The sequence below is a fragment of the bacterium genome (assembly GCA_020444065.1).
Lineage (GTDB): Bacteria > Sumerlaeota > Sumerlaeia > SLMS01 > JAHLLQ01 > JAHLLQ01.
The window spans coordinates 120,229-140,865 of sequence record JAHLLQ010000010.1; the positions used below are offsets into that span (position 1 = coordinate 120,229).

17 protein-coding genes and 1 pseudogene are annotated in these 20,637 nt (G+C 61.0%); 10 read left to right on the forward strand and 8 right to left on the reverse strand.

All coding sequences use genetic code 11. From position 1 onward, the window contains the following. The 3 genes from KQI84_18595 to KQI84_18605 all read right to left on the reverse strand — a co-directional run bounded on the left by KQI84_18595 (window position 1) and on the right by KQI84_18605 (window position 3,635). Complete coding sequence (locus KQI84_18595) at window positions 1–1,374, reverse strand: efflux RND transporter periplasmic adaptor subunit (GenBank protein ID MCB2156892.1); 1,374 nt, start codon at window positions 1,372–1,374, stop codon at window positions 1–3. A 196-nt stretch (window positions 1,375–1,570) separates the two neighbouring features. After that, the gene (locus tag KQI84_18600; protein MCB2156893.1) at window positions 1,571–1,996 is read right to left on the reverse strand and encodes a hypothetical protein; all 426 of its coding nucleotides are present in this window, start codon (window positions 1,994–1,996) and stop codon (window positions 1,571–1,573) included. Window positions 1,997–2,354: 358 nt separating this feature from the next. Next, window positions 2,355–3,635 (reverse strand): protein kinase, encoded by a 1,281-nt coding sequence (locus KQI84_18605; protein ID MCB2156894.1) that lies wholly within the window; start codon window positions 3,633–3,635, stop codon window positions 2,355–2,357. A gap of 166 nt (window positions 3,636–3,801) precedes the next feature. On the opposite strand from KQI84_18605, the gene KQI84_18610 reads away from it, so the two are divergent. From KQI84_18610 to KQI84_18625, 4 genes and pseudogenes are all read left to right on the forward strand, one after another. Then, complete coding sequence (locus KQI84_18610; protein ID MCB2156895.1) at window positions 3,802–5,829, forward strand: glycosyltransferase family 39 protein; 2,028 nt, start codon at window positions 3,802–3,804, stop codon at window positions 5,827–5,829. 52 nt (window positions 5,830–5,881) lie between these two features. Then, entirely contained in the window at window positions 5,882–6,178 is a 297-nt protein-coding gene (locus KQI84_18615; GenBank protein MCB2156896.1) for a hypothetical protein, read from the forward strand. 72 nt (window positions 6,179–6,250) lie between these two features. Continuing rightward, window positions 6,251–6,445 (forward strand): annotated as a pseudogene (locus KQI84_18620) (prepilin-type N-terminal cleavage/methylation domain-containing protein). A 663-nt stretch (window positions 6,446–7,108) separates the two neighbouring features. Continuing rightward, the gene (locus KQI84_18625) at window positions 7,109–8,113 is read left to right on the forward strand and encodes a WD40 repeat domain-containing protein (GenBank protein MCB2156897.1); all 1,005 of its coding nucleotides are present in this window, start codon (window positions 7,109–7,111) and stop codon (window positions 8,111–8,113) included. Here KQI84_18625 and KQI84_18630 read toward each other — a convergent pair. From KQI84_18630 to KQI84_18640, 3 genes are all read right to left on the reverse strand, one after another. Then, window positions 8,110–8,781, reverse strand: coding sequence for a hypothetical protein (locus tag KQI84_18630; protein MCB2156898.1), 672 nt, complete (start codon window positions 8,779–8,781; stop codon window positions 8,110–8,112). The two genes, KQI84_18625 and KQI84_18630, sit on opposite strands and share 4 nt — an antisense overlap. Further along, window positions 8,771–9,061, reverse strand: coding sequence for an ATP-dependent Clp protease adaptor ClpS (locus KQI84_18635; GenBank protein MCB2156899.1), 291 nt, complete (start codon window positions 9,059–9,061; stop codon window positions 8,771–8,773). Before KQI84_18635 ends, KQI84_18630 begins: the two co-directional genes overlap by 11 nt. 170 nt (window positions 9,062–9,231) lie before the next feature. Further along, window positions 9,232–9,870, reverse strand: a complete 639-nt coding sequence (locus KQI84_18640) for a hypothetical protein (GenBank protein MCB2156900.1) — start codon at window positions 9,868–9,870, stop codon at window positions 9,232–9,234. A gap of 136 nt (window positions 9,871–10,006) precedes the next feature. Here KQI84_18640 and KQI84_18645 point away from each other — a divergent pair, with 136 nt between their 5' ends. The 4 genes from KQI84_18645 to KQI84_18660 all read left to right on the forward strand — a co-directional run bounded on the left by KQI84_18645 (window position 10,007) and on the right by KQI84_18660 (window position 14,701). After that, complete coding sequence (locus KQI84_18645) at window positions 10,007–11,104, forward strand: glycosyltransferase family 4 protein (GenBank protein ID MCB2156901.1); 1,098 nt, start codon at window positions 10,007–10,009, stop codon at window positions 11,102–11,104. A gap of 100 nt (window positions 11,105–11,204) precedes the next feature. Next, window positions 11,205–12,386, forward strand: a complete 1,182-nt coding sequence (locus KQI84_18650) for a glycosyltransferase (protein ID MCB2156902.1) — start codon at window positions 11,205–11,207, stop codon at window positions 12,384–12,386. A gap of 3 nt (window positions 12,387–12,389) precedes the next feature. Then, window positions 12,390–13,796 (forward strand): O-antigen ligase family protein, encoded by a 1,407-nt coding sequence (locus KQI84_18655; GenBank protein ID MCB2156903.1) that lies wholly within the window; start codon window positions 12,390–12,392, stop codon window positions 13,794–13,796. Continuing rightward, complete coding sequence (locus KQI84_18660; GenBank protein MCB2156904.1) at window positions 13,793–14,701, forward strand: glycosyltransferase family 2 protein; 909 nt, start codon at window positions 13,793–13,795, stop codon at window positions 14,699–14,701. The genes KQI84_18655 and KQI84_18660 overlap by 4 nt, the downstream gene beginning before the upstream one ends. On the opposite strand, the gene KQI84_18665 is transcribed toward KQI84_18660, so the two are convergent. Beyond that, window positions 14,658–14,960, reverse strand: a complete 303-nt coding sequence (locus tag KQI84_18665) for a hypothetical protein (protein ID MCB2156905.1) — start codon at window positions 14,958–14,960, stop codon at window positions 14,658–14,660. The two genes, KQI84_18660 and KQI84_18665, sit on opposite strands and share 44 nt — an antisense overlap. Before the next feature lie 543 nt (window positions 14,961–15,503). After that, window positions 15,504–16,679 carry a glycosyltransferase gene (locus KQI84_18670; GenBank protein MCB2156906.1) on the reverse strand — a complete coding sequence of 392 codons (1,176 nt, stop codon included), beginning with the start codon at window positions 16,677–16,679 and terminating at the stop codon, window positions 15,504–15,506. A 178-nt stretch (window positions 16,680–16,857) separates the two neighbouring features. Between KQI84_18670 and KQI84_18675 the strand changes: the two genes are divergently transcribed. Together KQI84_18675 and KQI84_18680 are read left to right on the forward strand one after the other, a co-directional pair. Then, entirely contained in the window at window positions 16,858–17,883 is a 1,026-nt protein-coding gene (locus KQI84_18675; protein ID MCB2156907.1) for an SPFH domain-containing protein, read from the forward strand. Between the two features lie 655 nt (window positions 17,884–18,538). Beyond that, window positions 18,539–20,637 (forward strand): VCBS repeat-containing protein (locus tag KQI84_18680; GenBank protein ID MCB2156908.1); only part of this gene is annotated, 2,099 nt, incomplete at its 3' end.

Genomic DNA, 20,637 nt, shown 5'->3' on the forward strand with positions numbered 1-20,637 from the left:
TCAGTCAGTACCTCCTTGGCGGGTACGTACTCGCAGGTCCGCTTCGAGATTCCGGGCGGCAGACACGATAACCAGATCGCCTGGTCGGAGACCGGTCTTGATCTCATGCCAGCCCTCCTTCTGCGCGCCCGTGGTTGTAACGTGGCGTTCGGCGGCGATGCCCTCCTCGCCATCGAACTCGGTCACAATCCACACACGGTCCCCGTCGATGGCTTCCGCCGGGGCAAAGACCGACCGCCCTCCAGGCGCTTGCCCCTGACCAAGCGACTCGGAGACGGAAAGAAACCGAACCCGCGCCAACATCTCCGGCTTCAATTCTGCAGCCGGGTCCGCCAATGCCACTTTGACTTCGAGGGTGTTCTTCTGAATATCGGCCCGGTTCGTGATGCGGGAGACTTTTCCGGAAAACGTACGATCTGGGAGAACTTCCACCACGACCCGAGCCGGCTGTCCGACGCCGATCTTCGCCGCATCCGCCAGCGGCACATCCACGCGCACTTGCAGTTTAGCTGGATCGTACAACTCTGCCGCGCGCGACATTTGTGCATCCTCGGGTGCCGTCATGATGACCGATCCCGGCTCGACTTGTCGCTGCATCACGACCCCGTCGATGGGGGCCTTGATTTCCAGACGGTCTACCCGCAACTGGGCCTCGTCCAGCGCCACTCGTGCAAGGTCCAGCCTGCGGCGCTCCTCTGTTCGCAACTCGAGGCGGCGTTGGGCTGCTTTCTCTTCCGCCTTGGCGCGATCGAGCTTCGCCCCGAGTTCATCGATCCGCCGTTCCACCACACGCACGCGGGCCGACTGGGCCGAGTGGGAGGCCTCCGTCGTATCAAACTCCTCTCGTGAGATTGTTCCGTCCGCCAGCAGGCTCTTTCTTCGCTCATGAATGCGATCCGCCTCTTGCAGCAGCGCCATCTCCATGTCGCGTTCCGCGCGGGCCAATTCGAGCGACGCCGCTATCTCGCGAACCCCCGCCGTTGCCACGGAAGCCGCTCGTTGAGCCTCGATGTTCGCCTCCCAAGCCTCTTCCGCCGCGACCGCTTCGGCTTGCGCACGACGTAGCGCCAGGCGCGCGTCGTCATCCACCAATCGCGCCAGGACTTGCCCCTCTGTCACCGCATCGCCCTCGAGGAATAGCACCTCCTCGACGGTGCCACCGGTCAGTGCCGTCGCATAGACAGGAAACGGATCGGGCTCAATCCAACCGGCCGCTTGCGCCACCACAGTTCCGGAAGCTGGGTCGCTGGGAGCCGCCGCTCGATTGATGGCAGGATGCTCAACCACCGGCACCACCTCCACCGTCACGGCCGGCGACAGACTATCCGCCGCCGACCCGGCAAAGAGAATGGCGAAGGCCAGGAGAATTCCCACCGGCAAGGCCACCCGCGTTGCCCACCGAAACGGAGGACGTGGGACTGCCTCGCTTCGCGAAGCCGACAGAGAATTGGGGGCGGAAGAATTCATGATTCCCGCCGCCCAAGACGGAAGTTGGAAACAAACAACATGGAATGCACCTCTTTGCTGAGAAGAAGAAAACGACTATTCGACGAACCAACGGCTCATCGAATCAGCAAAGAAGCACTTGGAACTGAAGATGAAGGGATGTCTTGAGAGAAGGAATCCGCAAGTCCGGCAATTTCGTCCGCACAGAATCTGCGTCCATCACGGGCAGCCCGTCGTGCGCCAGGGCGACTGGGGGCTTGGCCATCGGCACCTGCTTTACCAGTCGCTTGGGGATCTGGACATGCTGGTCCGGCGATCCCGCATTGCGGCAAGCCCGGGGGCAATTCTCCGTCGGTTCTGAGCAGGATTCCGGCGTCACCGTCTGGAAGGCAATGCCGCAACAGGAGTGCTCGTGCAACTGCCCCGCCTCGGCACCGGCCGTCGCCTCCTGTCCCCAGCAGCAGAAAGCCGGTGCCGACTGCAACGCTGTCGCGAAGGCGAAGACTGCAACCAGCAGGCAAGCCACCAATCGTCGATTCGGCTTCCTCATCGCTCTGTTCGCTCCGCTGCCTGCCTTCGGTTCATCTGGCCGACGGGCATACTCTGCCACTCAACCCCAGGTTTGGAGCCGTCAAGAGAACCAATTCGTATGGAAGTCGCTTGCGACAAGAAGAGATTCCTCTGCACATTCTAAGTCATCCCCTCGAAAGCAATAATGGTTCCGGATCAACTCAAATCATCACCGCCACCCATTGCCCGCCTGGGCGGGGGAGAGTCTTTCCAATCAGCCGGGGACTATTGTAAGCCGCCCTGAGAGTCCCAATGTCTGACATTCAGAACATGCCGATTCCAAGCGTGCGGCGCAGCTCTTGGGCAAGATGCCCAAGTCACTTCGTATGATCAGGCTTTCACACTTCGGCGAAGACCCAGAGGCGGTCGGCCCATTCGGCGGCGGTTTCGGGGCGGAATGCGGGGTGGGGGGAGAGACCGCGGTGGATGAGGTCGACGAGTTCGGGCGGCAGGTCGCCGCGGTAGTCGGTCAGCGGGATGAGGCGGCCGGCATCGACTTCGTTGATGACGTCACGGGCCGTTGCACCGTCGTACGGGTAGTATCCGCCGCTGAACATGACGTAGGCGGTGACGGCCAGTCCCCACAGGTCGGTCGATGGGGTGATGGCGTTGGTGCGGAAGACTTCCGGGGCGGTGTAGCGGAAGGTTGAAACGCAAACGTGCGAGCGCGTCAGACGGTCGCCGCCGACTTCGATGCCGGCGATGCCGAAGTCGCAGAGGACGGCGTGGTCGTCGCGTTTGCGAATCAGGATGTTGCTGGGTTTGACGTCGCGGTGGACGATGCCGCGGCACTGGCGGCCGTGCATGTCGACCCATTCGAAGCGATGGGCCGCGGAGAGGGCTTCGGCGGTCTGCGCCATGTAGCGGCAGAATCGTCCGTACGGGAAATCGCGCCATTGGCCGACAAGGCGCTCCAGAGATTTTCCGTCGACGTACTCGAGGATCATGTAGAGGAAGCCTTCGTCCGGGTTGCCGCCGGCTTCGTCCATGCGGGCGATTCCTTTCACGCGGCTGGCGGCGAGGCGTTGGGTCAGTTCGGCTTCGCGGCGAAAGCGCCGGATGATGCGTTCGGCTTCTTCCCGATCCTGCATGGCGGACCGCAGGAGTTCGCGGCGCAGGAACTTCACGGCGACCCATTCGGCGGACCGGCGCGTGCGTCCGCGCCAGACTTCGCCGTAACCGCCGGTGCCGATTTTCTGGAAGACGGAGAAGCGGTCGGGGAAATCGCGGTACAGTGCCAGTGGGAAGGGCTGGGGCGCGGCGGGATCGAGGCCCATCGAGTAGGTGCTGGTGTCCTTGTCGGACTTGCGTCTCCACAGGACGAGTATCTGTGGGCCGGTGGTGCCGAGGCGAAGGACATCGCGCGGGCTCAGCGGCTCTTCGCCTTTCACGGGCCAGCCGTTGCGGAGTGTCCCGTGGCGGCTGTCGAGGTCGTGGATGTTCCACCCGCCTTGCGCATTCTTGCGAATGACGGCGTGGTGGCGCGAGACGCCCGCATCGTGATCGGGATCGAAGATGATGTCGTTGTCGGACGATCGCCCGAGCCGAACCTGGTCGGCCGTGCAGATATACGTCGTGGGCGGACGGGCATCCCCTCCGAGAGCCAGGCACAGAGCCATCAGTCAAGCCTCCGCATTCCCTATATGCAAGCGACATGGCAAGTGCAAGCAAGGATGGTACTTGAATGGCATCCTGTCAGCTCAATCTCCCCATTGCGAGGAGGGAGAGCCCTTTCCCTTGCCTCGGTGGCGCGTCCCGTTTCTCCATCAGGGCGGAGCATTGACGATGGCCAAGAAGCCCGACCCACAACCTTCTCCTGAATTGATCGCGCCGGCGTTTCGCATTCTGCTGCTGTTCGTGCCGGTGGCGCTGGCGGTTTTCCTCGGCCAACTGAAGACGGCGCTTCTGGAGCCTGCGGTTTCCGATTGGGTGGAAAAGATTCCGTTGCAGGCGATGGACGATGCGACTTCCGGCACGTTGTCGCTTCAGGATGGCCCATGGCGGCCGGTTCGGAACGGGTACTCTCCGGCGACGCTGAAGGGCGCAACGGTTGAGGTAAATGTTCCTGAGGGTCCGTGGGATTCGGCGGAGATTCGTGTCTCTGCCGCGCCGGAATCGCGGTGGTCGATTCGGATGAGCCGCAGCTACTTCACGGAGCGCGGCCCGCAGGTCGAATCGAAGCTGCTGCCAAACGTTCTCGATAACGAAACGGTGTATGAACTTCCCAGCGACGACATTCCCGGGTCGGTGATCAGCAGCGCGCCGATTCGGTTGAAGCTCATTGCGGAGGATCCCGGCCGCGCGGCGGACGGCGAGTTCGCATTGTTGCGGCAGGTGAATGTGCGTTTCTCGGCGAAGCAATTGGATCCGCTGCCGCACTTGCCGGACATCATCGCGTTGGGTCTGTTGCCTTTCCTCGGCGCGATCTTCCTGCGGCTTTATATGGGCTGGACGGTGAAGCGTTCGGCCAACGGCGGGCTAGCGTTGGGGGTCGTGTTCTGTCTGATCGCGTTGTACATGAAGAATTCACAAGGCGGCACGTGGGCGGTGGCAACGGGGCTGGCGGCGGCGACGGCTTTGCATGCGTTGTTCGCGATGGCGGGGATGAAGCCGTTGCGACGATCGTTGTCGTTCGATCGGGGGAAGTTGGAACGCGCTGCGTTGTGGATGGGATTGGCGGCGATTATGCTGGCCGGCCTGGCGGCGCGTTGGGATGCGTTCGAGGTGAATCGCCGCAGCGAGTTGTCGCCGGACGCGGCAGGTTATATCGAGATTGCGAGTGCAGGTGGCGCGCTTTACGAAACAGCGCAGGAACATGCTCCGTGGGTGCGCGAGCCGTTGTTCCCGTGGCTGCTGCGGGCGTGGTTTGTCTGTGCGCCGGAAACGGCGGCATCGGCGCGATTCTTCTCGATGCTCATTTCCTTGGCGGCGCTGGCGGCGGTGTTCCTTGTCGGTGTCCGCCTGATGGGATGGGTTCCTGGAATCGTAGCTGCGCTGGCCGTTGCGGTATTGCCGGAGTGGGCGGACATCGCGTCGAAGGTTTTGCGCATCGATCTTGTTGTGTTGCTGACGATGGGTGCCTTTGCGAATCGGCTGTGGCTGGAGGATCGTCCGTGGTGGCGCAGCGCATCGTGGGCAATCGTCGGCACGGCGATGGTGCTGACGCGAATCAGTGCGTTGAGTTTCATTGTTCCGATCATCGCATGGGAGGCGATTCGCAAGCGGTGGAACTGGGGCGAGGTTTTCATTCCGGTGCTACTCCTGATCGTGCTTCTCGCACCGCATTTGCGTTTCAATCAACGGCATAGTCCAGACGGCGACTTGTTCTATTCCAGCACGGTGCATACGCGGTTCTACTTGAACGCCGAACACATCGGCGAGCCGGGGTGGCCGACGGCCGAGGAGTATCGCGCGAATCCCTACAGCGGCGATCCAGTGACGAGTCTTGGATACTTCTTCAAGTTTCACACGCTGCCAGAAGTGATCGTTGGTCATGTGAAGGGCTACTGGAACTTGTTCGTCTGGCGGCACCCGCGCGTGTCGATGTTCTTCGGGTGGGAGTGGTTGATGATCCCAGGGCTAGTCGGTGCCTGGGCGATGCTGCGCGATCGCAAGTGGTGGGCGGCAATCTGGTTTGGGATTATCGGATTTCCGTTTGCTTTCATTGCGCGAAACTGGGTGACTTGGCGCCTGGGTGCGGAGATTATGATTTTCGACGCCTGGGTTTGGGCGCTTGGTGTGCAGGCGATCGTCTTGTATTTGTGGGCTTTGCGCAAAGGCAAGGCGCGCGATTCCGAACCGGAAAAGAGTTAGAAACTCACCGAGTTCTGCGCTTCGGCCCTTTCCTTGCTGCGGACTGGTTTCGATGACGAAGAGATCACATATCACCTTCTTGTTCTCTGCCATTGCGCTACTTTCCTCGGCGTTGTGGATCGCTCATCCTCTTGCCCATATCGACGATCCGGCGGGCATGGCCGATTGCCCTGTCTGCGCGCTTTCCCATGCGGTCGATGTCGTCCCGGTTACTCCAACTGAAAGTCTGACGGAGAATCCGCCGCTTGTTCGGCTTGCGATTGCGGAGCAGCAACACGCCGTTCCGACGGCGCCTTGCGTCCAGACGCGCCGCCCGCGTGGTCCACCCGCCATCTCTGTTTCTCTCTGACATCGCTGTCCATTTAGACCCGGCGCCTTGCGCGCCGCCCCCTTGCCATTCAGAGAAATGGAGACTTCTCTCATGCACCGGAATACCTGTGCGTCCAATCGGGCGTTTACCTTGATTGAGTTACTGATCGTTGTGGCTATCATTGCGATTCTGGCGGCGATCGCCGTTCCGAATTTCCTCGAAGCGCAAACGCGTTCGAAGGTCTCGCGTGCGAAGGCCGACATGCGCACGTTGGCAACCGCAACAGAATCGTATGCGGTGGATTACAATCACTACCCAATTCCATCGGATGAGGATGGAGGGCAGATTCTATCCAGCACTTCGCCCAAACCGGATTGGCCGGAGACGCGCGTTTCGACGTTGATCACGACGCCAATCGCTTACATCACGGCACGGCTGAACGAGCCTTTTTCCGGACAGGGATCTGAGAACCCGCAGTTCCACTTCGCCAGCGTCGACTACATCGAATGGGTCGATGCCGTCGGCGGCCGTCGGCAGTTGAGCGCCGAGGCGGAAGAATACTACGAGTACATCCACGAGTTGACCGGCCAGGAGATGACCGCTGTTCGGTACTTCATGCTCAGTCATGGTCCGGATATCGATCACGATTTCTCGGGTCATCATCACCACGAACGCCAGGCCGAGGAGGAGGGCGAACCGGCTCTGTACGATCCCACGAACGGGACCGTTTCGAGCGGCGATATCCTTTACTTCGGCCCAGGCGTCGGGTTTCTGAACTAGCGGTCACCTATCGGGGCGGTCTTCGGGCCGCCCCGAATCACTTTGAAAATGACACAATTCCGCTTCCGACATGTGAAGAAATTCCGGCTCGGGTTACTATAATACAGTAGCCGAGTCATTCCGCCGCTTTTCCTTTACGGATGGCCCGAGGTGTGCTCGTCTGACTTATCGCCTGGGATAGAATTGGCCATGAAGACGCGTGAAATCATCCGGACAGCAGGAACCAACGTCACGTTGGGAATGGCTGCCATTCTGATGGCGGTCTTTGGGGTGATGTTGCTTTTTTCCGGCGAGCACTTCGAGACGATCTCGGTCAGCCAGTATTCGTTGACCGACGTCGAGTACTCCCCGGACGGGAAGATCCTCGCGATCACGGGCGGGGCCTATTCGTGGAAGGGACGCTGGATTTCGAGCAGCGATCTGGCCATTCGGCTGTACGATCCGACCACCGGAGAGTTCCTTCGCAAGATGGACGGGCACACGCGGTTCGTGCGGAATTGCTCATTCTCGCCGGACGGGTCGCGGCTGCTGACGGTAAGCCGTGAGTTGTTGCTCTGGGATCCGCAGACGGGAGAACTCCTGCTGACGATCGATCCCGGTGAGCGAACGATTCTTCGTGGGGCATTCCTTGCAGACAATCGCCGAATTGTGACCGGTGCGCGAGACGGCAAGGTGCAAATTTGGGACGTGGAAACAGGCGAGCTGTTGAACGAATTCCAGGCCCATCAGCGCGCGGTCACATCGCTGGATTCTGCCCGTTCGAAGGACTTTTTTGTGACGTGTACCGTGGGCGAGATTCTCGTCTGGGATGCGAACACGTGCGAGAAGCTCGACGAGTTCGGTATCAACTATGTTCCCGTTTCGATTCGCGTTGCCGAGAACGATCGTTTTGTGATCGTTCCGAACGGACCGACGATCGTCAGTTACAATCTGGAATCGCGCGAGGAGAAGCTGCTCTTCGAACGCGAGAAATTCTGGGTCGGCAACATCGCGGTTTCCACCGATGGGACATACCTGGCCACGACGTCGACGGACGGCGGGTTGCAGATTTGGGAACGCGATGGAATGAAGCGTCGGGCCCAACTGCCGAAGAATGGCTCGGATTGTTTCGGTATTGCGTTCTCGCCGGACGGTTCGCAACTCGCAGCCGTTGGAATGGCAGGCGAACTGCGATTGTGGGATCTGAAGCTCTAGGGCTCTTCGATTGAAAGATCGCAAGCGGCGGCGCGGACATCCTGCGTCGCCGTTTCTTTTTCGACGACTTCCGAGAAGTGCACCATGAACGCAGATGCGGCTTCTTCGCCCGGCTGCGTGACGGGATGACGGCGACGGCGCCTGGGTTCTTCACCGGGCTTGCGCGTTCTCAGGACTTCGTCGAAGTGCCGAAAGCATTCCCGGTCTTCCTCGTTTGAAGGATCCAGAACGGCCATCGCGATGCGTCGCGCATTGACCAGCCCCGCGGGATCGGGCTGGAGGGCCTGGCGATTCGGAATCTGCACGACGAGGGCAAATGGCATCGTGCGCGCCGTCGTTTCCCAACGATGGTCGCACGGCGTGTCGAAGATTGCTTCGTGGTAGGCGCGCGGCGAATCGGCCAGCGGTGTCGCGAACGGTTCCGGCAGGTAGGGCGTGTAGCGATTGTCTCCCGGCCACGAGTTGTCCGCCGTCCATTTCGGTGCGCCCACATCGAAGGATCCGATGCGGAAGGTGGTGCCGTGGCGTTGCTCGAGGCAATGCACACAGACCTGATCCATGCGCGCGGGACCGGTCAGCAGAATGCCGACGCCGAAGACTGTGGCTAGAAAGAGGAGGATGAGGACTTTGCGGCCGGAGGGAGCGGAGCGTTCTTCGCTACTCGCCATCGGCCCGCTCGATCGTGCAACCCATGGACCCGCGGCTGTTGGGCATGCGCGGATCGGGTCCGTAGTTGATGACCTTGGCGTGGGCGGCCACGGCTTCTTCGTAAGGGCACGTTTTGATGATTGCCTGGCCGATGTGATCGACCTCGTAGGCGATCTCGAAGCCGCGTTCCGGCGACAGTCCGAAGAGGTTCATCATCATCTCGACGACATAGGCGTAGCTATGGTCATCGTCGTCAAACAGCACCACGTGATAGAGAGGAGCGAGTTGCTCCTTCTTCATGGTTTGTTCTTCTGTTTCGATGGATGGCAGGGTTGAAGGCATCGAAGCGATGAACCGAGACCTTGGGGTTGAGGGTAATGACAGCGACGGTATCCGCCGCGAAGTTCCGCACCTTCATGGGCCGGGCGAGTCTATGCAACGCCGGTGGGGGTGTTTTGGCAAGTCGGAAATCAGTCGTCGGTGGGATGGTCGAGGGGGAGTTCGAGTTCGCGCAGGGGGGCGAGGGTGCGTTCGAGGCGTTGCGTGAGGCGTTCGAGGGCTTCGGCGAGTTCCTGGAGGTCTTCGCGGCGCGATTCGAGGCGCGGCCGGCGGAGTTCCTGGCGCAAGAGGCCAGCATAGCCGACAAGCGATCCCAGCGGAGGGCCGAGGTGCTGGATGACGCGGCCGGCCATGTGAACGCGGCGTTCGAGCTCGGCCGCGTGGACGGTCAGATCGCGGACGATCAGCGCGACGTGCACACGGGTGCGGAGTTCGAGCATGTTCACCGGTTTGCGCAAGAGATCGTCGACGCCGGCCGCGTCGCCAAGGACTTCGCCTCCCTGGCCGTCTTCGGTGAGCAGAATCGTGTGGGGAGGCCCATCGCGCGCCATGGACTTGGCGGCCGTGCAAATCAGCCGGCCGTCGGGCACGCGGACGTCCCAGTCGGAGATCAGAATGTCGATCGGACGGCGATCGAGGAGTTCGAGGGCCTTCTCGCCGTTGGCGGCCCAGAACAATTCGACATCCAGACCCTCGGTGACGGAGTAAACCGCCCCGAAGTCCTCCCAGTCCGGATCGGCAATCAGGATGGTGCTGCGCCGGGCGCTCATGGTGTTTTCCTCAGCCTTGCTTTCATGATGGCACGAAGGCGGGCAAACGCCAGCGTGATTTTGCGAAACTGCCGCCCTGGCGCTTCGACGACATCCAGTGGTTGCGCGGGGGGGAGGGTTGCGCTCAGGATTCGCCATGTCCAAATCGCCGCGCCATCTTCTGTTTTGCGTGAACCACCCGAGTCCCCACATGGCGGATCTGTTCCGTGCCTTGGCAGCCCGGGAGGACGTGGAACTGGATGTGTTGTTCATGGCTCCGGACGATCCCGAGCGGGACTGGGGGGCGGATGCGGAGGGTTTTTCGCACCGGTTTGCGCCGCTGGGCGCGACGGGCACTCCGAAGGTGAATCGATCGATTCGCAAGGTGGTGGGGGAGCTCTGCCGCCCGGAGACGACAGCGATCCTGACGCTCTACACCTGGCCGACGACGTGGATGGCGGCCAGGACGCTGAGGGCGAAAGGCGTGCCGTGGTTCCTGATGGCGGAGCCGCCGAACGCGATGACCGATCAGCTGGCGGCGGCTTTGCGGGCTGGGCTGTTCCGTTGGGTGACACGGCACGCGGCCGGAATTCTGGCAATCGGTCGCCGGGCGATGATCGAGTTCGAGGATTTGCGTGTTTCGCGCGATCGGCTGCATCACGTGCAGTACGTGATGGACACGGCGGCGTTTGCGGCCCTTCCACGGCCGGAGCGCCGCGGTCCGGTCCGGTTTCTGTCTGTCGGGCAGTTGATCCCGCGCAAGGGGCACGACCTGTTGCTGCGGGCATTCGAGCAGATCGGGGGAGACGCGACGCTCCGGATCGTGGGAGACGGCGAGTTGCGGACGGGGCTGGAGTGGTTGGCGAGGGATCTGGGCGTGGCGGATCGCGTCCGAATCGAAGCGCCCGTGCCGTTCGCGCGGCGGCATGAGGCTTTTGCCGAGGCGGATGTCTTCGTGCTAGCGACTCGAAACGATGGCTGGGGGATGGTTGTGGCGGAGGCGATGGCCGCCGGTTTGCCGGTGATTACGACTCCGGAATGCGGTGCGGGGGTCGAATTGATTGCTCCGGGAACCGGATTGGTTGCCAAGCAGGACGGCTTGGCAAGGGCGATGGTATTCTACGCCCAGAGTCCAGCCGAGGCGCACCGTCAGGGGCTGCACGCCCGAGACCATTTGGCGGCTGTCTGGACGCCGGAGCGGGGCGCGGAGATGGTGCTCGAAGCGACGGGCGTTCAGGAAAAGGCCGAGGAATAACGCCGGCCGGAGCGCATTCTGGCCGGTGGCTTGCTGCGTTACCAGGTTCCTTCGATACCCGGGTGCGGAATGATCCGCGCCCTCCCTGCACGAGAATCTCATGCGAATCCTTCACGTAGTAGCCTCCATTTCGGAGGTGGACGGCGGGCCGGGCATGGCAGCGCTGGAGATGTGCCGCGCGCTCGAAGCCGCCGGTCATGAGCCTGTTCTGGCGACAACGGATTTCGATGGACCTTCGCGGCGGCTGGACATTCCGAAGGGCGAGGTGACGCGCTTTCGGGATGTGAATGTGATCGCCTTCGCGATGGTTGGGTCGTCCGAGCGGCGCAAGCCTGCGCCGGAGCTGGAGCAGTGGCTGCGTCGCGAGATCGCAACATTCGACGTCTTGCATGTGCACGGTTTGTTTGCAAAGTCGACCGCTGACGCGACGCAGATTGCGCGCGAGGCGGGCGTTCCATACGTGTTGGCAACGGTCGGGCATGCCATGAAGCCCAACATCGCGCTGGGGCGAGCGGTGAACTGGCCGAAGCAGATTTACCTGCGAACCGTGGAGCGCCGCGCGTTCCAGGGGGCCGCGGCGGTTCTGTTCACATCGCAGTTGGAGAAGGACTTCTCGCCGATCATCCCGGCGCTGCGGAAGGGGGGCGTCTCGCAGCGCACCGCAATCATCCCGCCTTGCCTGCCGGAATCGGCTTTTCAGGAGCGCCCTGATCGGGAGATCCACTCGCCGATACGCATCGGTTTCATGGGTCGGCTGCATCCGATCAAGGGTTTCGAGTCCTGGCTGCCGCTGCTGGGGCGTCTGGCGGAGGAAGGGCTGGCGTTCGAGCTTCACCTGGCCGGTCCGCCGACGCCGTGGTCCGAGAAACACCTGGAAACAATCGTCAAGCAATGTGGCTTGACCAAAAAGACGGTCTTTCACCCCGCATTGGAGGGCGATGCGCGCTGGGATTACCTGGCAGACTTGGATATGTTTCTGCTGCTCTCCCGGCTGGAGAATTTCGGCCTGGCCGCTGCGGAGGCTCTCGCGTGCGGGACGCCGGTGGCGCTGGCGAAGCTGGTCGGCTGCTCCGAATGGGCTGTGAAGAAGGATGTGGGCACGGTCCTGAGCGTGACGGCCGATGGCGCGGCCGGGATTCTGGGCCGGGTTCTGCGGAATCGCGAGCGCCTGCAGCAGCAGTCTCGGAACGCGGTGGCGCTGGCGCGCGAGTATTTCTCGCACCAAGCCGTTGCGGACAGTCTGAGCATACTGTACACCGCATGCACTTCTTCCGATGAGTAACCCATGCGGTCTGCAGGTGCCATCCAGCCTTCCCTGATTCGCCGGCCTTCGCTGCCCGGGCGCCTGGGGCTGCGTTGGTGGTGGCGCGGGATCAACTTGGCCGAGTTGGGTCTTCTGGCGCTGGCGGTTGTGTACCTGCTGCCATTTGTTTCGGTATTGGGGCCGGTGGCGAATGCGGCGAAGTTGCTGCGCTGGCCGGCCTTGGCCGCGGTGGCCGCCTGGCTGTTTCTTGGACATCGTGAGGCGGGGGCGTCGCTGGGATTTCCGATCGCGCAGCGGATCCTCTTTGCCTGGATTGGAATGGCGGCGATTTCGTCATTCTGGTCGCCGACGCCGAACGTCTCGTTGATGAAGGTGATTGCGTTGGCGCTGACGGTTGCGACGGTTCACATCGCGGCGGTGCGGTCGATGGTTCCGTTGCGGTGGGTGCGACTGATGGCGTGGCTGGCACTGATCCTGACGATTTTGACGCTGCCATCGGCGATGCTCTCCGAATCGATCGCGGAAGAATATTACCGTACGGCGGGTTTCATCGAGTCGGGCCCGAACGCCGTGGGGGCCGTGGGCACGATGGCGCTGGCGCTGCTGTTGCCGTTCGGCGTGTACTACGCGGCGCGGCGAAATCGACTTTGGACGGCGGCCATCGTCGCGGCCGTGCTGGGCGTGGTGTTCGTGCTGTTCGCGACGGGATCGCGGTCGGCGGCTGGGGCGGCGCTGGGTGCGGTGGTTGTGTGGGGATTCAGCTTCCCGCGCGAGCACCTTCGCCTGCTCTTCAAGCTATCGCTGGCGCTCGTTGCGGGGCTGGCTTTGCTGGCCATGACGGACTTCGTCCAGACGCAGGCGGCGTATCTGACCCGCGAGCGCGGGTTGAGCATCGAGACGTTTGAATCGCGGCGCGAAATCTGGCGCGAGGCGCTGGAGTCTTCGCAGCAGCGTCCGCTGTTCGGATACGGCTACGGGGCGAGCGGTTTGACCCGGGACGTGTCCGGCGTGCAGTACCAGGCTTTCACGATTCGGGACGGCAGCGGGTATTTCGGCTTGCTGGAATCCCTGGGCTGGACTGGAATGGTCCTGTTCAGCGCGTTTGTCCTGGCCATGATTGGACCTTTCCGGCGGCTGTCGAGGTTGCCGGCGGATTCGCTGGTGCGGGCGGGCGGGCTGGCCGCTTGTGTGTGTTTCGCGGCGCTGGTGCTGAATCAAGTGGGCGAGCCCTGGCTCCTGGGACCGGGTTCGCCGATGAATCTGATCTTCTGGCTGACATCCGCCGCGGCCCTGGTGCTGGCTTCTGGAGCGCATCCTGCAGTGGCAGGAAGCTCCCGATCGACGGGCGCCATGCCGCCCCGATTGTTGGCTCGGCTGCGGCGCAATCGTGAACTCCAGCACCCCGCTTCCGGCGGAGAGAACGCATGACCCAGCAGTTCTCGGTTCTGATCTTGACCCTCAACGAGCGGAAAAATATCCGCCCGTGCCTTCGCAATGTGCTCCGGTTCACGGACGACGTTGTGGTGCTGGACAGTGGGAGCATCGATGGCACGCAGGAGATGGCGCAGGATGTGGGGGCGCGCGTTTTCGAGAACCCATTCGTCAATTTCGCCACTCAGCGCAATTATGGTCTGCGCGTGTGCGACCTGAAGCATCCGTGGGCGTTCCACCTGGACGCGGACGAGCGGCTGACTCCGGCGGTGGTGGACGAGTGCCGTCGTCGCATGGCAGAGGATCGCCACAGCGGGTATTTCGTTCCGGCGAAGCAGGTCGTCTTTGGACGGTGGCTGCGCCACGCGTCGTGCTACCCGGTTTACCAGATGCGTTTTCACAAGATCGGCGAGGTCGAATTCATCCAGGTCGGACACGGTCAGCGCGAAGGTAAGAGTCAGCGCGGGATCGCGCACTTCGACGAACCGTACGTGCATTATCCGTTTTCGAAGGGATTGTCGGACTGGTTCGCGCGGCACAATCGCTACAGCACGGACGAGGCGCTGGAAGTCGTCGAGAAGTCGGACGAGTCGATCGCGGAGTTGCTGCGCAAGGTGACGTCGACGGACGACCTGGTGCGATGGCGTTCGCTGAAGCGTCTGTCGAGCCGCGTGCCGTTTCCGGCGGCGGTTTCGTTTCTCTACCTGTACCTGATTCGCGGCGGTGTGCTGGATCGCAAGGCGGGACTGACGTACTGCTGGCTGCAGGCGATGTACCAGGAGATGATTCGTCTGAAGGTGGCGGAGATTCGTCAGGAACAGCGTGCGTCGGCCAACAATGGATGCAGCGGCAAGAGCGCTACGGCGTCGCGGCCGAGTAAATCGCCCAGCCCATCCCCATAATTCCAAACCCGCCGAAGAACGCCAGAATCACCCACGGCTTGAACTTCGATTCGTATTCCCAGATCGTGTAGTACAACACGTATGCGTAGAGGAAGCCGCACGTCGCGAACGGTCCGATCAAGATCAGCAGACCTTTGATCCAGCTTTCCTGCAACGCGTCGATCAGAACGAACATCCATCCGACAACGACGCAGATGAAGCCGAACAGGGCGACCAGAACGCCCAGTACCTGGATTGCATTGGCGTAGTGCAGGTTCATCGAGACCCTCGCTCAATCCCAAACGTGAGGGGGCATTTGTTCTTTGGTTTCTGTTTACGTCAAGATTGGGTTGGAGGGGCAAGGGAAACCCCAGGGCTTTCGCCCTCGGCTGATATGCAACGGGGCGTTGCCCCTTTCATTGACTGCAGGGCCGATTCGCGTGCTCGTGCTTAGCGGAGCGGTGCTCGTTCTCGATGATCGATTGCGATGACGCGCATGAGCACGACATTGCCGATTGAGGTGACTTGGCCATCCTTGGCCAAGAGCGGTCAGGGAGGTGGTGGTTGGCGCGGGAATGCTCGGAATCATCGCGGGGTTGGGCGCGCGTCTCGATCTTGGAAAAGCGAATCGATAGGCCACGCCTTCAGCGCTCGGCGAGGGGGCGCATGCGAGCCCCAGGGCTTTCGCCCTCGGCTGAGATGCAACGGGGCGTTGCCCCTTTCATTGACTGCAGGGATGATTCGCGTGCTCGTGCTCAGCGGAGCGGTGCTCGTTCTCGATGATCGATTACGATGACGCGCACGAGCACGAAGTGGACGTGCCTCACAAATCCATCGCGCGGGCGATTTCTTTGTCCATCTCGGCGAGGCGGACGTTCCAGGTGTGGCGGCGGGCGAGGACTTGGCGTTGTTCGGCGAGTTCGCCGTCGGCGCGCAGCGATTCTTCGCAGGCACGCACCCAGGTCGATGGGCGGCCGGCGAGACGGACGGCTTCGTGGTAGGGGAGAAGCGACGGTAGCGGCGAGGCGACGATCGGGCGGCCGGTTGCGCAGTATTCGAAAAACTTGAGTGGGAAGACGGCGCGCGTTGCGCGGTTGCGCACGTAGGGAATCAAGAGCAAGTCCGCCGCGTGCAGGTACGCCGGCAGATCGCGATACGGCACGTGGCCGAGGAAGTGGACGTTCGACATTTTGCGCAGGCGTTGCAGCGTGGCGTTCTCGTCGGCTCCTTCCCAGACCGGGCCGATCAGGATCAATTGCCAATCGGGGCGTTCGCGCGCGAGGTGTTCGAGGATGCGCAGGTCGACTTTGTGCGGCGCGAGGTGTCCGCTGAAGACAAGGCGCGGTCCATCGAGTTGGCGGAGCTTCGCGAGGCGTTCGTCGTCGACTTCGCGTGGGCGCGCGAAGTGCCGGTAGTCGGCGACGTTGGGCATGAAGCGCGCCGCGGGGTTTACGGCGGCCGCGCGATCGTAGAGGCTGCGCTCGGTGCAGAACACGCAATCGGCGCGGGCGAGGAGGCGGGCTTCGGCTTCGCGAATGGCGTGTTCGTCGGCGCCGGGGACGGCGGCAAGATCATCGACCATGTGATAGACGACGAGCTTCGGCTTGAATTGATCGAGCAGATACACGGCGTAGGGCGAGTAGACCCACACGATGGGCACGGGGAATTGCTTTCGCACGTTGCGAACTTGCGCCTGGAAGGCGATTTGGTTCGCGGCGCGCGCGGTGAGGCTGCCCCAGCCGGGGCGCACGAGCGGCGACAACGTCCAGAGCTGCTTTCCGCGGCGGCTCGGGCCTTCGAACGTGCGGCGCAGGCGACGGCCGATTCGGGCGAGGTCTGTGCCGGATGCCATACAGGGGGCGCGCGTGCCGAGCGTCTCGATAAACAGAACGCGGTTCCTGCGGGCAAGGCGCCGCATCAGCTGGTGCTTGTTGGTCGGCAGCAGCGTGTCCCAGTCGGCGGTGGAGAAGCAGACGATGTTCTGGTCGTTCAGACGCATAGTGGCTAGTGGCTAATTGTTGGTGCCCAGTGGCGACAAGTCGATTCAGTCATGCAAGGCGTGTTTGTCCCGCAATCCGTTGACGTCGCGGCGGTCGATTTGCAGCGTGTTGGGTGAATAACGTACAATGTTCCTCCGTAAAGATTGCGGAGTTTCCTAATTTCCGTGGGAGTTTGCCATGTTTACGTTTTTTATCGTTCACGAGAAGACTGCGGCGGTGGTGGAGCGGCTCGGCCGGTTCCATCGAATCGCGATGCCGGGTTGGCATTGGAAGTCGCCGCTGGATCGCGTGGCGGGGCGGCTGAGTCTGCGCGTGCAGGAACTGAACGTCCACGTCGAGACGAAGACGCTCGATGACGTGTTTGTGCGCCTGGCGGTTGCCGTGCAGTACTTCGTGATGCCGAATAAGATCAAGGAGGCGTTCTACGAGCTCTCCAATCCGCAAATGCAGATCGAGTCCTACATCTACGACGAGGTTCGCGCCCAGGTTCCGAAGATGAAGTTGGACGATGTCTTTCAGAATAAGGAAGACATCGCGAACGCCGTGAAGACGGGCCTCGAGGAAACGATGGCACAGTACGGCTACGACATTGTGAAGGCGTTGGTGAACGACATCGATCCGGACGCGAATGTGAAGAAGGCGATGAACGAGATCAACGCCGCGCAACGCATTCGTCGCGCCGCGGAAGAACGCGGCGAAGCGGAGAAGATTCTGCGCGTGAAGCAGGCGGAAGCGGAAGCACGTTCGGCGATCCTGCGCGGTCAAGGTATCGCCGGCCAGCGCAAGGCGATCGTCGATGGTTTGCGCCAAAGCGTGGAGGAGTTTCAGAAGAGCGTTCCGGGCGCGACACCGAACGACGTGATGCAACTGGTCGTCATGACGCAGTACTTCGATACGCTGAAGGAGATCGGTGCGTCGTCGCGTTCGAATGCGATTATGTTGCCGCACTCGCCGGGCGCCGTCGGCGAATTGAGCCAGATGATTCAACAGAGCATCATGATGGGCAATGTTGCTTCGGATCATGTTGCAGAAGCGGACCGTTCACGGCCCGAACCGAAGAAAGAACCGAACCCGATGGAGCACGATATCGCGGCGCAAAGCGTTTCGGATCTCGGCGGATACGAGCCGGAAGACTCCGCACCGCCGGAGGGCGAATCGGACGATCTTCCATACCCGAGAACGACTCCGCCGCGGAGGGGTTAAGCGGGTTGTTTGAAGTCGCATCATTGGATGCAAAACAGAAAAAATAAATCACAGGCGTGTCCTTTCGGGGACGCGCCTTTTTTTGTAATGGCGCGTCTCGCGCAGCGGCGAAAATTAAAATCTGGACAAACACGAGCCGAATTGTCTTTTTGATTGCCTTCGGACTTCTCTGCGTCCCTTTTATTCCTGAACTTGCATTCCAATATAGTCTTGAATGAGAAAGACTAGGTGAATGCCCAGCGTGCTTTGCCATAGGAGGGGATAGGCTTTTCGCCTGGCGCGTGGATTGTTGCTCGACCGGTCGGCACTGGGACCATTTGTTCCTGCCAACGGGACAGCTTCCCTGTATCCTGGCCCGTCCCGAATGACGGATGATCCGAACTGTAAATCACCGAAATATCATTGCTGTGCGGCCTCGACGCGGAGAGCGAATCTCCGCGCCGTTGCCATTGGGGGAACATCGCCCGCACTGAGTCGCGGGGAACCATCGATCAATACCAATCGCACACGGAGGGACGCAGTGATGAGAGGCATCAGAAAAGGCAATTCAGAGAGGAGCGGAGGGAGCAGGGGAGGAGTCTGGGCGGGGGTGGTGGCCGCAGGAATACTGGCCTTGATATCAGGCAATGCGGGCGCTCAGTGGCCGGGGTTTCAAGTGGCCCCGGATTTTCCCGTTGGCGATGGACCCTACAACGAGTTGCAGTGCCTTGATGTGAATGGCGATGGACACCTGGATGTTCTTACCACAGAGATGTTGGATGATACCGTCTCGATCCTGCCGGGTAATGGAGACGGGTCCTTTGGGACTCGCATATCGTATGCCACTGGGGCATATCCCTATGCCTTAATCTGGGAGGATTTTGACGGAGATACGGTTCCCGATCTCGTGACGGCGAACAGGTTAGGCGGGAACGTGACATTCCTGAAGGGAAACGGAGACGGGACCTTTCAGGCGGGCGTGAACACCGCCGTCGCAACTGCCTGCAGCCATTTGGCAGCCGGTCACTTCAACGCCGACACCTTTCTGGACATTGTGACGGCCAACGATGCATCTTCGAACAACCTCTCGATTTTGCTTGGCAATGGAGATGGTACCTTTCAAGCGCCAATCAATTACACTGCTGGAGTGCGTGGGACGGCAGTTGTCGTTGGCGACTGGAACGGCGACACGATCATGGACATTGCCAAGAATAACCCGACTCTTGATGGTGCCGCTGATACGATTCATGTGCTCTTGGGAAACGGGGATGGGACGTTTGGAGCCCCCACCGGCTACACGGTCGGCAACGGTTCTTGGGACATCGCTGCGTGCTACTTGGATGCTGATACCGAATGGGACTTGGTTGTCTCAAACACCGCAACAGATGATGTTTCCGTTCTTATCGGAAATGGAGATGGAACATTCCAGCCTGCAGTCGAGCATCCAGCCGTTGACGGACCGCAGAAACTGCTTGTCGAGGATCTGGATGGCGATGGTCTGAACGATGTTGGCATTGTGGCGTATGGTTCTGTGATCGTCCTTACTGGAGATGGCAATGGGGCCTTGGTCGCTCCCGCATTCGCCTTGGGCAAGGGCAATGGTGTTGGCGATATTGCCGCAGGGGATGTTGATGAGGACGGGATATTAGATATCATTGCAGGGAATCACGCCGATGATAGTATCTCAGTTCTTCGCGGTTTGGGTGGTGGCGAGTACGATACTCACCGCAACTACGTATCAGGAACTGGGGCAGTGGATGTCTGCAGTGAGGATTTCGATAAAGACGGAATTCGCGATCTGGTCTCGGCAGATGTAAACAACAACACCATTACCGTACTGTTTGGAGAGGGGGGAGGAGAATTCGGAACCCCCACACAGTTTGCGACAGCATTGAATCCTATGGCCTGCACGGTCGCCGATTTTGATGGAGACACAAATCTCGACGTTGTGACAGCGGACTTCGGTGCTGATGGGGTTTCTGTCTTAATGGGCTATGGAGACGGGACATTTGAGTCGGCTGTCAGCTATGCAACGGGAAGTGATCCGCGAGATGTAATCGCCGAAGATCTGAGCAACGACGACATCCCAGACTTGGTTGTTCCGAACTACACCGCGAATACCGTGTCAATTCTACTGGGAAATGGTGATGGGACATTCCAGGCTCCGTTCGACTACACCATCACCGGAAATCCGTTGGTTGTCGCGAGCGGATATTTTGATTCCGACGCAGAAGTTGATTTGGCGGTCACGCGGCCGGCAGATAGTCTTGTTTCCATTCTCCTGGGAAATGGCGATGGCACTTTTGCAGTCGGAGGAGCATTCGCAACGGGAGCGTATCCGTGGCCGATTTGTGCTCTGGATGTCGATGACGATCTGATCGACGACCTGATCGTCGGGAATTACGGTGGAGGGACCTACTCCATTCTGCTCGGCAATGGCGATGGGACCTTCCAGGCTCACATGGAGACGGCGACATCCGTTGGGCAGGTACGCGGTATTGCCGTAGCAGACTTGGATGGCGATACGGTTCCAGACATCGTCATGAACGGAGCGGGGAAATCTGTTTATCTTCTAGGAAACGGCGACGGATCCTTTCAAAGCGAAATTGCGATTCCATCGGGAACTAATTCGACGGGGTTGTTTGTCGGAGATCTGGATGGCGATGCTGCAATGGATGTGGCGATTGCCAACAACCAATCCGGCGATGTCTCCGTATTGCTGTATGCGTCCCACGAACCACATCTGGACACGACGCCCGACCTCGGTGCAGGCTG

Coding starts and splice junctions, on each gene's coding strand:
- KQI84_18600 (MCB2156893.1), bottom strand. CDS start 1,996: ATGAGGAAGCCGAATCGACGATTGGTGGCTTGCCTGCTGGTTGCAGTC.
- KQI84_18605 (MCB2156894.1), bottom strand. CDS start 3,635: ATGGCTCTGTGCCTGGCTCTCGGAGGGGATGCCCGTCCGCCCACGACG.
- KQI84_18610 (MCB2156895.1), top strand. CDS start 3,802: ATGGCCAAGAAGCCCGACCCACAACCTTCTCCTGAATTGATCGCGCCG.
- KQI84_18615 (MCB2156896.1), top strand. CDS start 5,882: ATGACGAAGAGATCACATATCACCTTCTTGTTCTCTGCCATTGCGCTA.
- KQI84_18625 (MCB2156897.1), top strand. CDS start 7,109: ATGAAGACGCGTGAAATCATCCGGACAGCAGGAACCAACGTCACGTTG.
- KQI84_18630 (MCB2156898.1), bottom strand. CDS start 8,781: ATGGCGAGTAGCGAAGAACGCTCCGCTCCCTCCGGCCGCAAAGTCCTC.
- KQI84_18635 (MCB2156899.1), bottom strand. CDS start 9,061: ATGAAGAAGGAGCAACTCGCTCCTCTCTATCACGTGGTGCTGTTTGAC.
- KQI84_18640 (MCB2156900.1), bottom strand. CDS start 9,870: ATGAGCGCCCGGCGCAGCACCATCCTGATTGCCGATCCGGACTGGGAG.
- KQI84_18645 (MCB2156901.1), top strand. CDS start 10,007: ATGTCCAAATCGCCGCGCCATCTTCTGTTTTGCGTGAACCACCCGAGT.
- KQI84_18650 (MCB2156902.1), top strand. CDS start 11,205: ATGCGAATCCTTCACGTAGTAGCCTCCATTTCGGAGGTGGACGGCGGG.
- KQI84_18655 (MCB2156903.1), top strand. CDS start 12,390: ATGCGGTCTGCAGGTGCCATCCAGCCTTCCCTGATTCGCCGGCCTTCG.
- KQI84_18660 (MCB2156904.1), top strand. CDS start 13,793: ATGACCCAGCAGTTCTCGGTTCTGATCTTGACCCTCAACGAGCGGAAA.
- KQI84_18665 (MCB2156905.1), bottom strand. CDS start 14,960: ATGAACCTGCACTACGCCAATGCAATCCAGGTACTGGGCGTTCTGGTC.
- KQI84_18670 (MCB2156906.1), bottom strand. CDS start 16,679: ATGCGTCTGAACGACCAGAACATCGTCTGCTTCTCCACCGCCGACTGG.
- KQI84_18675 (MCB2156907.1), top strand. CDS start 16,858: ATGTTTACGTTTTTTATCGTTCACGAGAAGACTGCGGCGGTGGTGGAG.